The organism is Arenibacter echinorum (assembly GCF_003259375.1).
Classification (GTDB): domain Bacteria; phylum Bacteroidota; class Bacteroidia; order Flavobacteriales; family Flavobacteriaceae; genus Arenibacter; species Arenibacter echinorum.
Genome location: NZ_QLLN01000010.1, coordinates 45,910 through 60,045, shown reverse-complemented (window position 1 = coordinate 60,045; position 14,136 = coordinate 45,910). Strand labels below are relative to the sequence as shown.

General features: G+C 37.3%; 14 protein-coding genes. 10 read left to right on the top strand and 4 right to left on the bottom strand.

What is annotated here, in order from left to right:
* Positions 1–12 precede the first annotated feature (12 nt).
* The gene (locus LV92_RS20215) at positions 13–1,758 is read left to right on the top strand and encodes a M14 family metallopeptidase (protein WP_111625420.1); all 1,746 of its coding nucleotides are present in this window, start codon (positions 13–15) and stop codon (positions 1,756–1,758) included.
* A gap of 4 nt (positions 1,759–1,762) precedes the next feature.
* On the opposite strand, the gene LV92_RS20210 is transcribed toward LV92_RS20215, so the two are convergent.
* Positions 1,763–2,350: an NUDIX hydrolase gene (locus tag LV92_RS20210; RefSeq protein WP_111625461.1), complete on the bottom strand. Its 588-nt coding sequence runs from the start codon at positions 2,348–2,350 to the stop codon at positions 1,763–1,765.
* Between the two features lie 7 nt (positions 2,351–2,357).
* Here LV92_RS20210 and pyrE point away from each other — a divergent pair, with 7 nt between their 5' ends.
* Both pyrE and LV92_RS20200 read left to right on the top strand, forming a co-directional pair.
* Entirely contained in the window at positions 2,358–2,999 is a 642-nt protein-coding gene (gene pyrE, locus LV92_RS20205) for an orotate phosphoribosyltransferase (RefSeq protein ID WP_111625419.1), read from the top strand.
* A gap of 3 nt (positions 3,000–3,002) precedes the next feature.
* The gene (locus tag LV92_RS20200) at positions 3,003–3,395 is read left to right on the top strand and encodes an SRPBCC family protein (protein ID WP_111625418.1); all 393 of its coding nucleotides are present in this window, start codon (positions 3,003–3,005) and stop codon (positions 3,393–3,395) included.
* A gap of 28 nt (positions 3,396–3,423) precedes the next feature.
* Here the strand turns inward: LV92_RS20200 and LV92_RS20195 are convergent, their stop codons facing one another.
* Entirely contained in the window at positions 3,424–4,155 is a 732-nt protein-coding gene (locus LV92_RS20195; protein ID WP_111625417.1) for a biotin--[acetyl-CoA-carboxylase] ligase, read from the bottom strand.
* A gap of 93 nt (positions 4,156–4,248) precedes the next feature.
* On the opposite strand from LV92_RS20195, the gene rsfS reads away from it, so the two are divergent.
* Genes rsfS through LV92_RS20165 form a run of 6 tightly spaced genes read left to right on the top strand, consistent with a single transcriptional unit; the run spans position 4,249 to position 9,092 of the window.
* The gene (rsfS, locus tag LV92_RS20190) at positions 4,249–4,626 is read left to right on the top strand and encodes a ribosome silencing factor (RefSeq protein WP_072863361.1); all 378 of its coding nucleotides are present in this window, start codon (positions 4,249–4,251) and stop codon (positions 4,624–4,626) included.
* Positions 4,627–4,635: 9 nt separating this feature from the next.
* Positions 4,636–6,693, top strand: a complete 2,058-nt coding sequence (gene ftsH / locus LV92_RS20185) for an ATP-dependent zinc metalloprotease FtsH (protein ID WP_111625416.1) — start codon at positions 4,636–4,638, stop codon at positions 6,691–6,693.
* Positions 6,694–6,752: 59 nt separating this feature from the next.
* Positions 6,753–7,364 (top strand): LUD domain-containing protein, encoded by a 612-nt coding sequence (locus LV92_RS20180; RefSeq protein WP_111625415.1) that lies wholly within the window; start codon positions 6,753–6,755, stop codon positions 7,362–7,364.
* Between the two features lies 1 nt (position 7,365).
* Positions 7,366–8,169 carry a phosphatidate cytidylyltransferase gene (locus tag LV92_RS20175; RefSeq protein ID WP_111625414.1) on the top strand — a complete coding sequence of 268 codons (804 nt, stop codon included), beginning with the start codon at positions 7,366–7,368 and terminating at the stop codon, positions 8,167–8,169.
* On the top strand, positions 8,159–8,833 hold the full coding sequence (locus tag LV92_RS20170; RefSeq protein ID WP_111625413.1) for a phosphatidylserine decarboxylase family protein: 675 nt from the start codon (positions 8,159–8,161) through the stop codon (positions 8,831–8,833). Before LV92_RS20175 ends, LV92_RS20170 begins: the two co-directional genes overlap by 11 nt.
* Complete coding sequence (locus LV92_RS20165; RefSeq protein WP_031444877.1) at positions 8,823–9,092, top strand: acyl-CoA-binding protein; 270 nt, start codon at positions 8,823–8,825, stop codon at positions 9,090–9,092. The genes LV92_RS20170 and LV92_RS20165 overlap by 11 nt, the downstream gene beginning before the upstream one ends.
* A 139-nt stretch (positions 9,093–9,231) precedes the next feature.
* On the opposite strand, the gene LV92_RS20160 is transcribed toward LV92_RS20165, so the two are convergent.
* A complete protein-coding gene (locus LV92_RS20160) occupies positions 9,232–10,500 on the bottom strand; it encodes a sterol desaturase family protein (protein WP_111625412.1) in 1,269 nt (422 codons plus the stop codon).
* Between the two features lie 241 nt (positions 10,501–10,741).
* Here LV92_RS20160 and LV92_RS20155 point away from each other — a divergent pair, with 241 nt between their 5' ends.
* On the top strand, positions 10,742–13,384 hold the full coding sequence (locus LV92_RS20155; protein WP_111625411.1) for an ATP-binding protein: 2,643 nt from the start codon (positions 10,742–10,744) through the stop codon (positions 13,382–13,384).
* Here the strand turns inward: LV92_RS20155 and LV92_RS20150 are convergent.
* Positions 13,359–14,090, bottom strand: a complete 732-nt coding sequence (locus tag LV92_RS20150) for a LytR/AlgR family response regulator transcription factor (protein ID WP_111625410.1) — start codon at positions 14,088–14,090, stop codon at positions 13,359–13,361. The genes LV92_RS20155 and LV92_RS20150 overlap by 26 nt on opposite strands.
* Between the last annotated feature and the right edge of the window lie 46 nt (positions 14,091–14,136).

Sequence of the window (14,136 nt, the reverse complement as noted above, 5' to 3'; positions counted from 1 at the left end):
TTATAACGTAGCATGAAACTTCTGGTAAGACTATTTTTACTGCTTTGTCTTATTTCTTGCGAGACCAAAAAAGAAAGAAAAATTGAAAACATTAAAACTGTTTTTGAGCGTAGTAACGGAGAGGAAACCGCAACTTATCTGCAAATCATAGACTTCTATATTCAACTCGCCAAGGAGTTTCCCGAAATAAACATACAGATCATTGGCAATACCGATAGTGGTAACCCCCTACATGTGGTAACTTACAACCCGGATGCCGATTTTAATTTTCAAAAAATAGGCCGCGATAAGAGTATCCTATTTATAAACAATGGCATACATCCGGGAGAAAGTGATGGCATAGATGCAACAATGCTATTATTTAGGGATTTGGCACTAAAAAAGATGGATGCCCCTGAGAATACTGTGGTGGTTACCATTCCGGTCTACAATGTTGGTGGAGCTTTAAATAGAAACTCTACATCCAGGGTGAATCAAAATGGCCCTAAATCCTATGGCTATAGGGGCAATGCAAAAAATTATGACCTTAATCGCGATTTTATAAAAGTAGATACCAAAAACGCACACACTTTTGCCAAAATTTTTCACTTAATAAAACCCGATATCTTTATTGATAACCATGTTAGCAATGGGGCGGACTATCAATACACCCTTACCCACCTATTTACCCAACATAATAAATTGGGAGGTGAATTGGGCAATTACCTTCATGAAGAGATGGTTCCCACTCTTGAAAACTTGCTTAAGGAAGTAGATTGGGACATTACGCCCTATGTAAATGTTTTTAACCAAGTACCCGAAAAAGGCTTTTCCCAATTTATGGATTATCCCAGATATTCTACCGGCTATACCACTCTTTGGAACACTTTGGGCCTAATGGTTGAAACACATATGCTTAAACCATACAAACAAAGGGTAGAGGGCGTCTATGCCTTAATGACAAAAATCTTGGAAATTTCGGAGAAGGATTACAAGAAAATTAAAAATTTGAGGGAGAATGCTTTTGAGGTATATCTAGAGAAACAAAACTACCCCTTGCAATGGGCCATCGATACCACCAAAAGTACTACCCTGGAATTCAAGGGTTATGAAGCCGATGAGTTTAACAGCGAAATAACCGGCTTCCCCAGGCTCAAATATGATAAAAACAGACCTTTTATAAAAGAAGTTGAGTACCAAAACTTTTATCATCCAACCCATGAGGTGGAGATTCCCAAGGCATATATTATAAAGAAAGGATGGGACAAAATAATAGAACTATTAACGGTAAACCAAATAAGCTTTAAGACCTTAAAGAAGGATACCTCTTTAGAGGTTGAGTCATATAAAATAGATAGTTATAGTACTGCTGAAAATTCATTTGAGGGGCACTACCCACATTACAATACCAAAGTGCTGCGCAGCAATCAAAAAGTTAATTTTACGGCCGGGGACATCTTGGTCCCAACCAATCAGAAAGGCTTGCGCTATTTATTGGAGACCTTGGAACCAGAGGCAACGGACTCTTTTTTCAACTGGAATTTCTTTGATGCTATTTTACAACAAAAGGAAGGTTTTTCTCCTTATGTCTTCGAAGATCTTGCCTTGGAAATCCTACAAGGGAACCAAGAAATGAAAACCCAATTTAATCTAAAAAAGGAAATCGACAGTACTTTTGCCGGCGACTGGTATGCTCAACTTGATTGGATATACAAACGGTCCAAATACTATGAACCGGAACATATGCAATATCCCATTTATCGAATGCTAAAGGATTAATCCTTTAATCTTCAAATAGAATCCTGATGTTGGCATAAGAATTTTCCAATGCTTTTTTGATTTTATCAGGACCTTTCCATTTTACTTTTTCTATTCCCTCAGCGGCTTCGCCCACCAAAATTCCTTTATAGTTGGTCTTCATGGCAAACCAATGTACTTCCTTTAATTTATAGGCCCCGTTCCTCTTAAAAAGGTGATAAGTGGTCCTTAGAAAATTCTCAATTTTCAAGCCCTTTACCCCTGTCTCCTCTTCCACTTCGCGCAATGCACATTCTTCAATGCTCTCCCCCTTATCCAATTTCCCTTTTGGAAGGTCCCATTTATCGTTACGGTAAATAAATAACACTTTCCCTTCCTTGTTGGTTACCACCCCTCCAGCAGCCACGACCAAAGGTATTTTTTTAGAAAATTTCTTTAATATCTCCTCATTATTGGGGTGATAAATAAAAGCTTCATTAAGTTTTTTGCTAGCCAAGGAGTCTATTGCCTCATTAATAGCAGACCCGTTCAACAAAAAATATTTATTATTTGCCGTATCTGATAATTTATTTGTTAAAATCAGAGGTGACTCATTAACAAAAACTTTATACATTTGCGTCATGGTTTTAGACAAAGACACTGCCAAAAAAACTGCAGAGCTTCTGCTGCAAATTAATGCAATTAAGTTGAAACCTGAAAATCCTTTTACATGGGCTTCAGGTTGGAAATCTCCAATTTATTGCGATAATAGGATAATCCTCTCGTACCCAAGCATTAGAAATTATGTTCGGGAACAAATGGGAAAGCAAGTAGAAAGCCTGTACGGGAAGCCGGATGTGATAGCCGGAGTGGCCACAGGGGCCATAGGTATAGGGATGCTGGTAGCCGAGTATTTGGGACTACCTTTTATTTATGTACGGCCCGAAGCCAAATCCCACGGTCGTCAAAACCAAATAGAAGGTCGTTTGGAGGCCAATCAGAGTGTTGTTGTTATTGAAGACCTTATCAGCACCGGAAAAAGCAGTCTAAATGCCGTGGACGCTTTAAAAAGCAATGGTGCAAATGTAAAGGGAATGCTGGCCATTTTTACTTATGGATTTGATGTAGCCAATGAAAACTTTAAGAAATACGGCTTGGATTTACATACCTTGAGCAATTACGATTATTTAATCCAACAAGCCTCCGATACCAATTATATAAAAGAGAATCAATTAAAAACTTTACTAGAGTGGAAAAGTAGCCCCTCTACCTGGCAATCTTAAATTATGTATTTAGAAACTCCTAAGAAAAAAGTTAATAAAAGCAGTAAGGAAGTTTTTGATTTTCTAAGCGATGTGAAGAATTTTGAGACTTTAATGCCCGAAAACATTAGTAAATTCGAGCTTATTAACGAAAATAGATTTTTGTTTGCACTTAAAGGAATGCCTGAAATTGTATTGCAAAAAAAACAGCAAACACCTCATTCACAACTGATTTTGGGAGCAGCAAGTGATAAATTGCCTTTTACCCTGACTGCCGATATTACATCAATAAATGAGCATGAGAGTGAAGTAACCCTTAGTTTTGAAGGGGAATTCAATGCTATGATGGCCATGATGATAAAATCGCCTATCAATAATTTTATAGGCACTCTGTCCGAGAATCTTTCCAAAATATAATTTTCAGAATATATTTTGGGAACAATGCTCAATACAGCAACTGCACCTCTTTTAGGTTGAATTCCTTCATTATATTGTCCTCCATTAGAATCTTTAATTTTCCTGCACTGGAAACACCCTTTATAAATCCCATAAACATCTCATCGTCCTGATTTTTAAAGGTGGAGGGCTTGTCTTTCCTGAAAAGTCTTGACTCATAAAGCTCAAAAGGACGATTATGGCCCCCTTTGCTTGGATTTCCTAGTAGTTTTTTTAGGTTTTCTACAATACTTGTAAGAAGTTCATCCAGGTCCAATGTTTTTCCAAGAAGGAGTTTTAATGAGGACACATTGGGCAGATTATTGAAGGTTAATTGATTTACATTTAAACCGATTCCTATTATAGAAGCTTGAATATGATGTCCGGATAAAATATTTTCGATGAGAATTCCACAAATTTTGGAATGTCCTGACATAATGTCGTTAGGCCATTTAATCTTTAAATCAGGTACATTAAGTTGGGTTAAAGAGTCATAAATTGCCAGTGAAACATAAATATTCAAAAGAAACTGTTCGGAGACCGGACTATCTAAAGATTTCACTAAAACACTAAAAGTCAGGTTCTTACCGGGTTCAGAAAGCCAATTTGTTCCCATCTGCCCACGACCTTTCAATTGTGAATGGGCCATTACCACCGTAAAATCCCCTAGAATATTGTTGAACATCAGATCCTTTAAATAGGCATTTGTGGAGTCCGTGGCACTAAGTTTGATTAATTGCATTTACAATCTTATGATTATTATATAATGTATTGTTAAAAACAATAGTTAAAAAAACAAAAAAATAATAACTTTGTAAAAATTTAAAATTTTTGAATGCAGAAAAGGAAAAGTAGCGCAGATGAGTTAATTGCCTTAATTTTAAGTGGAATTGAAGAGGTTAAAGGACATGATATAAATTTACTTGATCTTAGAGATATAGAGAATACTGTTTGTGACTACTTTATTATTTGTAATGGTACTTCCAACACACATGTAAACGCCATCGTAGGCTCCATCCAAAAAACCGTTAGTAAAGCAATTCAAGACAAACCTTGGCATGTAGAAGGTTCGGATAATGCCGAATGGGTTTTAATGGACTACGTAAACGTAGTAGTACATGTATTTCAAAAACAAGTGAGAGAATATTATGATATAGAAGGACTTTGGGGAGATGCCAAAGTAACATCAGTTGAAAGTAGCTTCAATCAGTAAAAAAAAATAATGGCAAAAGAAAATAATACTAGTCCCAAAAAACCCAAATTCAATACTTGGTGGATATATGGCGTAATAGCGATATTATTAATTGGTTTTCAATTTTTCGGTAGCGGAAACTTCGCGAATACCAAAAAAGCAAGTACCTCCGAGCTTCAGGAGTATCTAAGAAATGGGGATATCAGAAAAATATTGGTCATCACCAATACTAGACAAGCAAAAATCTTCTTAACGGAAGAAGCATTAAATAAGGAGGTTCACAAGGATGTTTCCGATCAACCTTTTTCATTGACTGCCACTGCCACACCACAGTATATAGTAAACTATGGAGATCAGCAGAATTTTGAAAACGAAATCAATGAAATTAAAAAGGAAAACAATTTAGACACGGAACTTACATACGACCAAGAATCGAATGTACTTACCGAACTCCTTTTGACCTTATTGCCATTTGTGCTGATCATAGGTATTTGGATCTATTTAATGCGCCGTATGTCCGGTGGAGCCGGTGGTGGAGCCGGTGGCCAGATTTTCAATATTGGAAAGTCCAAAGCCAAATTATTCGACGAAAAAACAGATACAAGAACCTCATTCAAGGACGTTGCCGGATTGGAAGGCGCCAAGGAAGAAGTAGAGGAGATTGTGGAATTCTTGAGAAATCCAGATAAATACACCTCCTTAGGGGGTAAAATTCCTAAAGGTGCACTATTGGTAGGACCTCCAGGAACCGGTAAGACCTTATTGGCGAAAGCAGTTGCAGGGGAAGCAAAAGTTCCTTTCTTTTCTCTTTCTGGTTCAGATTTTGTTGAAATGTTCGTAGGGGTAGGAGCCTCTAGGGTAAGAGACTTGTTCAAACAAGCCAAAGACAAATCGCCAGCCATTATTTTTATCGATGAGATCGATGCCATTGGTAGGGCCAGAGGCAAGAATAATTTCACAGGCTCCAATGACGAAAGGGAAAACACCTTGAACCAATTATTAACGGAGATGGATGGTTTTGGTACCAACACCAATGTTATAGTATTGGCTGCTACGAACCGTGCAGATGTATTGGACAAGGCATTAATGAGAGCTGGTCGATTTGACAGACAGATATATGTTGATCTTCCGGATATTAGGGAGCGTAAAGAAATTTTCGAAGTTCACTTAAGACCCATAAAAACGGCCGAAACATTGGACTTGGATTTTCTAGCCAAACAAACTCCCGGTTTTTCAGGTGCCGATATTGCAAATGTTTGTAACGAAGCGGCATTGATCGCAGCCCGTAAAGAAAAGAAAGCGGTGACCAAACAAGACTTTTTGGATGCCGTGGATAGGATTGTTGGCGGTTTAGAGAAAAAGAATAAAATAATCACCCCTGGTGAAAAGAAAACCATTGCCTATCACGAAGCGGGACACGCAACGGTAAGTTGGATGTTGGAACACGCCGCACCGCTTGTAAAAGTAACTATAGTGCCTAGAGGTCAATCTCTGGGTGCAGCATGGTATTTGCCTGAAGAACGCTTAATCGTTCGCCCAGATCAAATGAAAGATGAAATGTGCGCTACCTTGGGAGGTAGAGCTGCTGAAAAAGTAATCTTTAACCAGATATCTACAGGTGCACTTAGCGATTTGGAAAAAGTAACCAAGCAAGCTAGGGCCATGGTAACCATTTATGGTTTAAATGATGAGATAGGAAATTTAACCTATTACGATTCATCTGGTCAAAATGAATACGGATTCTCCAAACCCTATAGTGAGCAGACTGCATTGACCATAGACAAAGAGATTTCCAAGCTTATTGAGGAGCAGTATGTAAGAGCGGTTGAGTTATTATCCAAAAACAAAGATAAACTTACCGAATTGGCAGAGCGATTATTGGAAAAAGAAGTTATATTTAAGGACGATTTGGAAAAGATTTTCGGTAAACGCCTTTTTGAAAGAGACAAGAGGATGGAAGCCGAAGAAGCAGCTGAAAAGGAGGAGAAAGCCAATGTAGCAGCTGAAAAGGAGGAAAAAGCCAATGAAGCTGCCGAAAAGGAGGAAAAAGCAAAAAAGGATATTCCAAAATCGGAGACAAAAAAATAAATCACTAAATAATTCGTTGCACTTAAACACTAGGTACCAAAGAAGCGTTTTAGATATTAATGGGATTATTCGATAAACTTTTCGGGGGAGGAAAAAGGAAGTTTTCCAAGGAAACTGTGGAAACAAGAGGGCAACATATGCCCGACTTAAACATTCCTGTTGACGAAAAGTTTACCATTAATTTTAAACATAACGGAGGCAAATTCCTCTATTGTGATTCCATTAATGAAGTGTTCAGCAATTTGGACAACATTATCATTGAAAATAAATGGCAGGATCAAACCTTTTTTTCGATGGACAAAAGATTGGAGGAAAAATTTTCCAAACAGGAAATTAATTTCACCAACCTCCCCAATAATAGTGAAATATTTTTCACCACTTGCGAGCATTTAATTGCCCAAAATGGTTCCATTTTGGTATGCTCCAACCAATTGAAAGAAAGAAAACTTCACGAATTACCTTCAAATGTTATCGTTTTTGCCACTACCAGCCAAATGGTCGAATCTATTGGAGAGGGATTAAAGACAATTAAAAAGAAGTATAAAAATGTAATTCCTGCCAATATTACCACCATTAAACATTTCCAACCCACGGCTGAAAATTCAGACGATTTCTTAACTTACGGAAGTAGTTCTAAAAATCTTTATCTTTTACTTCTGGAAGACTTATAACATGAGAGAAATTTTAAGGCGCTTACTTACAGGTGCAGTCTATGTAATACTGCTACTTTCCGCTGTATTCCTAAGCTCCGATGCCTTTGATTTTTTATTTATGACCTTTGGACTCGCATGTCTTTACGAGTACAAACGAATGATAAAACTTCCAGGTTACCATATTTTTATAGCCTATTTGGCACTCTGGTGGGCATTTATTTATCTTATCGATGATAAGATTCTTGTCAATATTTTGATGTTCATTACAATATCGATTAATTTTATATTGTTGTACTACCTTTTTTCGGGGAAAGAAAAACTGTTCAACAATTTGCAAAAGTTTATTATTGGCCTGTTTTATATTGGGGGAGGGTGTATTTTCCTTACAATGATACCATATAAGGACAATGAATTTGCAAAATTTCTGATCATGGGAGTATTTATCCTTATTTGGGTAAACGATACTTTTGCTTATTTGGTAGGGAAAAGTATTGGCCGCAATAAATTGTTCCCATCAATCTCCCCAAAAAAAACAATAGAGGGAGCAATTGGAGGTTTTGTTTTTGCCTTGGCTGCATCATATTTTTTATCGAAATATGAGACCAATATTTCATTGGGACAATGGTTGATCTTAGCAACTGTGATAGTACTTACAGGAAGTTTGGGCGACCTTATAGAATCTAAATTTAAAAGGGCCGCTGGGGTCAAGGATAGCGGGGCTATTTTACCGGGACATGGCGGCATGCTGGACCGATTGGACAGTTTGGTTTTTGCCGCGCCTTTCGCATATTTAACTTTAATTATTTTTTCACATGTTTCATAAAGAAGGACAAAAAATTATCATAACAACCTTTATTATAGTTTGTTCCATTATTATACTGGCCAATTATTTTATAGATATAACTTGGTTGAAATTTGGACTTCAAATAATTTCCCTGCTTATCCTTGTTTTAATTCTACAATTTTTTAGAAATCCCAAAAGGAACGTTTCCAAAAATTTTGATGAAATATTGGCACCGGTAGATGGTAAGGTGGTTGTCATTGAAGAAGTGGAGGAAACGGAATATTTTAAGGCAAAGCGGATCCAAGTATCCATTTTTATGTCTCCAATAAATGTGCACGTAACAAGATACCCGGCAAGTGGACTTGTTAAATTCTCAAAATACCATGCCGGAAAATATCTTGTGGCCTGGCATCCCAAATCCAGCGAAGAGAATGAAAGAACCACTGTTGTTATAAATACTCCCAAGTTTGGTGATATCCTCTACCGCCAAATTGCCGGTGCCCTGGCACGTCGTATAGTCAATTACGCCGAAGTGGGTGAAAGCGTTCAACAAGGGGAGGATGCAGGATTTATTAAATTTGGCTCTAGAGTAGATTTGTTCTTACCTTTGAATAGTGCAATTACTGTTAAATTGCACCAAAAGGTGACCGGGGCAAAAACATGTATTGCAACTACAAGGGTTAAAAAAGAAAATGAAGACTGATAAACTAAATAAAGATTTTATAGCAGCGGTCGATTTCGTTAATGACTATACAGACCCGTTGCCTGCAGATCTTCTATTAAAGCTTTATGCCTATTTTAAAATTGCCAACCGCAATTTTAGCCATCCGGGAAGCAGAACGCCCTTAATAAATGCTTTTAAGGCCAATGCCCTGATCCAAGCAAAAAATGTAAGTATTGAAGAAGCTATGGAACGCTATATAGAATTGGTGGACAAAGAAGTCAGGAATACCAAAAAATAAATTGCATATTTTCTAGCAGTTACTTTTTAAAGTTTACTTACATAATTTGAATTGAGAGACCAAACAAGAAACGGATAAAATCCGAACCTTGCTTTTCCTAAAAATATAGATTCTCTATATTTTAGATTGCCCAAAGGCCTTAAGCAGCCATTCCCAATTCGGTTTCCTTATTTTCAAAATAGCTAAAATATATAGCGGCAAAAATCGTGATCAGAAAATAGGCGCCTATCCACATATTGGCCATTGGAAGGTAAGCATTTAGTCCAAACCAATCTCCAAAATAAACTAACCATAAAATTCCGGCCAACCCCCTGGTAACCTCAATCCCAACAGCATATTTTTTCCGATCCATCAGCGTAGTATACCCATAGATTCCGATAAAAATATAGCCGCTAAATATAAGTAGTCCCTCAAAACCAATTTCAGTGTAGTTATAGAACATAAACATCATTAGACCCAAACTTATTAGCATTTGAAAAATGGCATATAGCTTCAGCCCAATGGTAGCGTTCGATCCATATCGCTTAAAATTGTACACATCCTCTATAATGGAAATGGGATACTTTTCCTTAACATCATCCGGCCTCCAGCCCGTAGGCATGAACCAAATGCGCAATTTGTCGCGTAAACTCCTGGTTCGCCATACATCCTGCAATATTCTCCACAAATGCTGAAAATTGATAACTATAGGGTTCCAGGTACCTGCAGGTTTCAATACACCAAATTGCGGAGGAACCTCATCCAGCTCCTCTTGAAACGTACCAAACATACGATCCCAAACGCATAAAATCTGTCCCAGGTTCTTATCTATGTATTCCGGATTAATAGCATGGTGCACCCTATGTTGGGAAGGGGTAACCAAGACATATTCCAACCAACCCATTTTACCGATATGTCTGGTATGGTACCAGAACTGTGCGAACAAATGTATGGGGGCCAAAATGGCTATCACCGTTTGGGGCACCCCCAAAACAGCCGCTGGGATAAGGAACAGGGAAAAATAACCCACTAGGTTGCTGATGGGTTGCCTAAGGGCACAGGCAAGATTAAACTCTTCACTGCTATGGTGAATTACATGCTGATTCCAAAAAATATTTATTTTATGGCTTAGCCTATGGTTCCAATAACCCGCAAAGTCCAGAACAACAAAAGCAATGGTCCATACCAACCAAGTGGCCTTAATTTCGGTTATGGCCAAATGCTCCAACAAAAAAGGATAGGAAACTATGATAACTGCCAGTCCCAAGGTATCCTTGATTATATTGGTCAACCCAGAACTTATGCTCGAAACGGTATCCATAACCTTATGCATTTGTTTTTTTACAAAATAGCCATAGGTTATTTCGATTGTTAAAAGAATTACAAAAAACGGGATGGCATATAAAAGCGCTGTTGCGTAGGTCTCCATAAAGCAAAGTAAATTCTGAAGTCTCTCACAAATATAGTGAAAATCGTTATTTTTTTTATTGCCTCTTATTTTTAAAACAAGAACCAAGCTCTTTTAATATAGTTATTGAAGAATAAAAATCACCTATGTACAAAGCAACTATATGCTACTTTTAAAAACCTCCTCGGCATTGCGCCAAAGGCTTTGTTTTCAATTTAAATAAAGTATAAATTAGTTCTATATACCTTATATTCGCCCATACATGAATTTAAGACATTCCATAGTTACGCGATTTGCGCTTTTCTTCACTGGCCTAATTGTTTTCTCTATACTTTTATCCGGGTATTTGGTATTTAGAAAAGCTTCACAAGTAATTACGGCCCATTCAAAAGAACGTATTATGCACGCCACCGAATTGGCGGAGCAGTCCTTTTATGCCTTACTTAATGAGGTGACCAATGACATTGCGGTAATAGCTTTGAGCCCAACCTTACAACAGCATATACTCCAGCCCTCGGAAAAAACCACCAACGATATCGACCAACTCTTCCGAATTATACTGGAAAACAAAGAAACTTATTTTCAGATCAGATTACTGGAAGCTGATGAGAACGGTAAGGAGATTATTCGTTTCGACAAATTGGAGGACCGGGTACTAAAGTTGACCGATCTACAGCAAAAAGGGGACCGGGAATATTTTAAAGAAGCGCTTCAAATAAATAAAGGGGAACACTATTTTTCCAATATCAATTTAAATGAGGAATACGGTGTAATCAGCACCCCTTTCACCCCTACCCTACGTGTTGCCAGCCCTATTTTTGATAATGAAAACAAAAAAGTTGGTATCTTGATTATTAATATAAACCTGAGCCCGCTATATCTAAGTCTTGATCAAATTGCTGGTAATGACAGTCAATTCTATCTAATAGATGCACAGGGACAGTATTTATATTCACATGACAGGTCCAGGCAGTTTGGCCAACAGACCCGAAAATTTCAGAATTTTTATTCCGATTTCAATGTTTCATACAGTTCCCAGAGCCTTCCAAAAGATGGTTTTCACCAGCTCACAGGTCAGAACAACAGTAGTTATCTTAGTTATTTTAAAGAACTGCCCTATTTCGATGGAAAACGAAAAATATTTCTGATTTCCAATATGGATCAAAACATATTGCTGAAAAACGCCCTTAACGTACGTTCGGATAGTATTCAAACATTGCTGTGGGTATGCCTATTCTCAATTCTCCTGTCATGGTTCTTTACCAATTTATTTTCAAAAAAAATTACCAAAATTACCAAAGCGATCAGCAACTATGACCAAGGCATTCCCGATGATCATGCCCTACCTACCAACAGAAAGGACGAAATAGGGATCTTGGCCAATACTTTTGCCAAAATGAAGGTCAAAATTGATCAAAATGTCCTTGAATTGAACACCGCTCTGGAGAAAGAACAGCTGGCAAGAAAGCAAAGGGATGAATTTTTACAAAATATGAGCCACGAAATGCGCACCCCCTTGAATGCCATTTTGGGCCTTACAAAATTGTTGTACAAAAATGCTTTGGAGCCACAATTACCCATCATCAATGCACTGGAAAGAAGTTCCAATAGCTTGGCCGGCCTGGTGTACGATGTTCTGGATCACCAAAAATTAGTTGAAGGCAAGCTGCACATTCAATTGGAGTCTACCAATATTGCAGAACTTTTAAGGAATATCCACTCCACCTATTTGTACGAAGCCGTTCAAAAAGGACTTACTTTCAATTTAAGTATAGACAAAAAGCTTGAAACCACGTTATTTCAGACCGATGCCTTAAGATTGACACAGATAGTTACAAATCTCGTGGTAAATGCTATAAAATATACCAAAAAGGGTATCATAAGCCTCTCCGCCTCTATCAACGGCACGGAAAATCAAACATTAAATATAAAGGTGAATGATACTGGTGTAGGGGTACTTCCCAAAAACCTGAATAGGATAAACGACCGTTTTTTCATGGAAAAAAACGATTTGTCCGGAAGGTATGGCAGCTACGGTCTAGGCCTTTCCATTGTTAAACAGTTAACATCACTATTTGGAGGTACACTAATGGCTTCTTCAGAAAAAGGTAAAGGCTCCGAATTTTTGATCAGCATCCCTACCATATCCTCATCGACCCCAAAACTGGCGAAACCTATTCCCTCTTCGGTCCTGCCCCTTCCAAAACTAAGTGGCAACTACAATATATTGCACATAGAGGACGATGCATCCACATTGGAACTAATAAAGCATATTCTAAATTTTGACAACATTAGCTTGCAACAGACCAAGTCCCTAGACGAGGCTTTGAAAAGTATAAATTCGGATACGCTGCATTTGATAATAAGTGATTTGATGCTGGAAAATGAAAAAATAAACTCTAGATTGGAGCATTGGATCGAAGCCAAAAAAATAAACTGTCCACTTATTATTATTTCAGCCTTGGATGCTAATGAAGCCAACACCCCATACAGCGAATATTTTCAAAAACCCTTCCAAATAGACCAATTAAAAGATACGGTCCATAAAATTTTAGGCAGCAATGAATTTAAGGCTCCGGATTTTTCAAATATCTATAGCAATTATGACCATGACATCCCTAAAATAAACAAGGTCCTAAAATTACTGGAGAAAGAATTTGAAAACTATCTTAAGGGAATAAACAAAATTGGCGGAAGTAAGGATCAAGTAAAATGGGAAGCCATGATCCATAAATTAATAGCCCATATCAACAATCTTAAATTGACCGATCTTAAAGAAGTACTCCCTGATAAAATATCAGCCATAAATATTGATGTTCTCAACAAAATAAATAATGTTTTTGCCTATTATTTGTGCTGTATTAGAGCGGAAAGACACCTTAATTTAAAAGTTGGATCTTCCTAAGCAGTTCTGAGGCATAGCGCTGACTTACAGGAACATGGTCTTTATTTATTTCCACGGCACCGGTATGTATCACATCTATCATATTTAGGTTAATTATGTAAGAGCGATGCACACGTTGAAAAAAATCGGGAAGTTTAGGTTCAAGGTCTTTAAGGGCCATTAGGGTCAATATCTTTTTGTTTTTAAAAACGATGGATATATAATTGGCTTCCGATTTAAAATAGGCTACCTCTTTCAATTTTATTTTTACCAGTTTCCCACCTTCCTTTATAAACAATCTGCCATCCTTTTCCGGTACTTTTTTACTGGTGGATATGAATTCCTTAGCCTTTAAAAAACCCTTATAAAATCTAGGAAAGTCGAGAGGTTTTACCAAAAAATCTACAATTTTGGGATAGTTATAGGAATCCAAGGCAAAATCTTTGTTGGAAGTAACCATAATAACGGCGGAGTTGGGATTGAGGTCCAAAATATCCCTGCCAGTAATGTCCGGTAAATTGTAGTCCAAAAAAATCAGATCAAAAGATGAACTATTTATAAGGTTAATAGATTCAAAACCGGATACCGTTGTAGTTACACCTTTAATTTCACTGATCTTGCTACAAAAGTGCTCAAGTAAATCACAAATCAACGGATCATCATCAACAATTAAACACTTCATGATCTTATCCAATAAATTACCATTTTCATCAAGCAATATAGTCATTTCGTATAAAAAATAATTTTCAAGCCATCTAAAATTCTACTATTGT

Bases quoted from the DNA above. Each gene is read 5' to 3' on its own strand.
- LV92_RS20215 (WP_111625420.1), top strand. From the start codon at position 13: ATGAAACTTCTGGTAAGACTATTTTTACTGCTTTGTCTTATTTCTTGC.
- LV92_RS20210 (WP_111625461.1), bottom strand. From the start codon at position 2,350: ATGTATAAAGTTTTTGTTAATGAGTCACCTCTGATTTTAACAAATAAA.
- pyrE (WP_111625419.1), top strand. From the start codon at position 2,358: ATGGTTTTAGACAAAGACACTGCCAAAAAAACTGCAGAGCTTCTGCTG.
- LV92_RS20200 (WP_111625418.1), top strand. From the start codon at position 3,003: ATGTATTTAGAAACTCCTAAGAAAAAAGTTAATAAAAGCAGTAAGGAA.
- LV92_RS20195 (WP_111625417.1), bottom strand. From the start codon at position 4,155: ATGCAATTAATCAAACTTAGTGCCACGGACTCCACAAATGCCTATTTA.
- rsfS (WP_072863361.1), top strand. From the start codon at position 4,249: ATGCAGAAAAGGAAAAGTAGCGCAGATGAGTTAATTGCCTTAATTTTA.
- ftsH (WP_111625416.1), top strand. From the start codon at position 4,636: ATGGCAAAAGAAAATAATACTAGTCCCAAAAAACCCAAATTCAATACT.
- LV92_RS20180 (WP_111625415.1), top strand. From the start codon at position 6,753: ATGGGATTATTCGATAAACTTTTCGGGGGAGGAAAAAGGAAGTTTTCC.
- LV92_RS20175 (WP_111625414.1), top strand. From the start codon at position 7,366: ATGAGAGAAATTTTAAGGCGCTTACTTACAGGTGCAGTCTATGTAATA.
- LV92_RS20170 (WP_111625413.1), top strand. From the start codon at position 8,159: ATGTTTCATAAAGAAGGACAAAAAATTATCATAACAACCTTTATTATA.
- LV92_RS20165 (WP_031444877.1), top strand. From the start codon at position 8,823: ATGAAGACTGATAAACTAAATAAAGATTTTATAGCAGCGGTCGATTTC.
- LV92_RS20160 (WP_111625412.1), bottom strand. From the start codon at position 10,500: ATGGAGACCTACGCAACAGCGCTTTTATATGCCATCCCGTTTTTTGTA.
- LV92_RS20155 (WP_111625411.1), top strand. From the start codon at position 10,742: ATGAATTTAAGACATTCCATAGTTACGCGATTTGCGCTTTTCTTCACT.
- LV92_RS20150 (WP_111625410.1), bottom strand. From the start codon at position 14,090: ATGACTATATTGCTTGATGAAAATGGTAATTTATTGGATAAGATCATG.